3 protein-coding genes and 1 pseudogene are annotated in these 2,349 nt (G+C 44.1%); 2 read left to right on the top strand and 2 right to left on the bottom strand.

What is annotated here, in order from left to right; translation table 11 throughout:
* A pseudogene (locus AC0UA9_RS17550) lies at positions 1–327 on the top strand (DNA topology modulation protein FlaR); the annotation flags it as partial.
* 132 nt (positions 328–459) lie between these two features.
* On the top strand, positions 460–1,233 hold the full coding sequence (locus AC0UA9_RS17545; RefSeq protein WP_146943778.1) for a class I SAM-dependent methyltransferase: 774 nt from the start codon (positions 460–462) through the stop codon (positions 1,231–1,233).
* 189 nt (positions 1,234–1,422) lie between these two features.
* On the opposite strand, the gene AC0UA9_RS17540 is transcribed toward AC0UA9_RS17545, so the two are convergent.
* Together AC0UA9_RS17540 and AC0UA9_RS17535 are read right to left on the bottom strand one after the other, a co-directional pair.
* The gene (locus AC0UA9_RS17540) at positions 1,423–1,965 is read right to left on the bottom strand and encodes a carbapenem self-resistance protein CarG family protein (RefSeq protein ID WP_249017977.1); all 543 of its coding nucleotides are present in this window, start codon (positions 1,963–1,965) and stop codon (positions 1,423–1,425) included.
* The coding region (locus AC0UA9_RS17535) for an SUMF1/EgtB/PvdO family nonheme iron enzyme (RefSeq protein WP_475662047.1) at positions 1,958–2,349 on the bottom strand (392 nt) is incomplete at its 5' end. The genes AC0UA9_RS17540 and AC0UA9_RS17535, both read right to left, overlap by 8 nt.

Genomic DNA, 2,349 nt, shown 5'->3' with positions numbered 1-2,349 from the left:
TCTATCCTGTCGAACGCCCCCTGGATAATTGAAGGGGTTTACTATAAGTGGCTAGAGAAGTCCTTTGAAGGAGCCGATAAGATAATTGTTCTCAATACACCAGTATTGCTGAGGCAATGGAGGATACTGCGGCGCTATTTGGGCTACAAGCTTTCACGCAGCCGCAAGAAAAATGAAACGTTGGCAAATCTTATTGAGCTGATGTCTTGGAACCAAAAGTACGACCGAGACAATCTGGTACGATTTTATGCGTTTTCGAAAGCTCAGGCTGATAAAATAGTAGTTTGCAGCAGCTTCTCTGAGGTAGAGCGAGCAGTTAATGGCTGAATGCCAATGTTAGAATGATTCGGGCAGATAACTTGCTGAGTAAATAAATTAGGATGATAGGCGATGTAGACGGTTCGAAATCGGTTTTTCTACCGTCTCGTTAGGCGAAAAAATATACTATATGGGTATAAAATGGATTATTTGAGCATAAATAAAGAGGCGTGGGACAAAAGAACCAAAGTGCATGTTGAATCGTCATTCTACGATGTTGAGTCATTCAGAAATGGTAAATGCTCGTTAAACCCAGTAGAGCTGAAACAGCTTGGAAATGTAGAGGGGAAATCCTTATTACATCTACAGTGTCATTTTGGTCAAGATACCCTGTCTTGGGCTCGTTTAGGTGCAGAGGTCACGGGTGTGGATTTGTCTGCTGATGCAATCGAACAGGCAAACTTGCTGAAGCAGTCTTTAGGCTTAAAAGCAAATTTTATCGAAAGTGATGTTGTTCAATTTGGTCGTCAAAATACACAGGAATTCGATGTTGTATTTACTTCATACGGAGTTTTGTGCTGGCTATCCAATTTAGAAGGTTGGGCACAAACAGTCGCTAAATCATTAAAAATTGGTGGTGAATTTCATCTGATTGAGTTTCATGCTTTTAACGACTTGTTATCAGGTTACTCATACTTCTCCAGCGATGCCCCTGATGTTGAAGAGGAAGGTACTTATACCGAAAACTGCGATGGTACTAAATCAACGGTGGTAACTTGGTCCCATTCAATGAGTGAGGTTATAAGCGCTTTAATTGGTGCAGGGTTAGCTATAGAGTCTTTCTCTGAGCATCCCTATAGCCCTTATAATTGCTTTGATGGTTTAGAGTTGGTGCCAGGCTTAGGGTATCAAATGTTATATAAGGGACAACAGGTTCCATTGTTGTACGCAATTAAAGCACGAAGAATCGCCTAACATGCTGCTCGAAAGCTATTACGTGATTTTCTCGGTTTCGTGTGTACCTTGGGCTGGTTCAGGTGAGGCGGAAAAATCCAGCATAAGAGAAGTAGAAGAAGAGACTGTTTGACGGGCACCATTGATGCTTACGTGAACACGTAAGCATCAACCAAGTAATGCTAACCGTTACTCAAATGATTAGGGCGCTCAGTTATTGCCCCGCTTCAGTGCCTCTGCGTCGATTTCCAGGAAAGCCTGCTCGGAAGACGCATGTTGTCCAATCGACTCAAAAGTCTTCAATAGTGACCACTCATAAAGTGGGGCGCCGGGGTGTTGGCTGGATTGTTGGATACCGTAAACCTCAAACGTAAAAGGCCCAGGCCCAAACAAATCCCTATTCTCAGTATGCTTTTTGGCGACCACTAGAAAAATGCCATTATCGGACTCGAAAAGGCGGTTGTCCCGAATCGTGATGGCGCCGGAGAAAATACGATGATCTAGCCAAGTGAATGTATCTCGATTGGCTGCTGGTATAATGCTGAGCTCGCCGTTAGGCAAGCGAATAAAGAAGGTCAGCGAATTATTACTATATGACATGTTTCTGTCATATATCGAGGCAATGACATAATCCTGCATACCGTTTCTGTTGAGATCAATACGGTTTACGCCATCGGTTAACTCAAGCTGAGAAAACGCCATGGCATTAGTGCTAAAAAAGTAAACCAGCAGAAAGAATAGGTGCTTACTCATCGACCGCTCTTATTAACCGGAAACCGATATCGGGCATTCCAAACCCCGGAGAATGTACATCACAACCTGATAGCACGTTAGTGACGGCTTGTTGATAACTGCCGCCACAAAAATAATACATGGGGATTCCCTTAGCGTAATGGTTTCTTTCATCAATCCATTCCGCCGCGTTACCACTCATATCGTAAAGACCCAAAGCATTGGGAAGCTTAGAGCCTACGGGCAATGTACCCAATATGGTGCCATCTTCAGAGGGGAAGTTGGCGACTGCTTCCGGTTGTGGACTGCCTGAATGAGGGTAGCCATAGGAGCCGTCTGCAATACCTTCATAGCCACCTCTAGCCGCGACTTGCCATGCAACCATATCAGGTAAACGGTACCCCG

It is taken from the genome of Colwellia sp. F1, from assembly GCF_056238625.1.
Note: the sequence above shows the minus strand (reverse complement) of the source record. Positions and strands in the feature narration are given on the sequence as shown.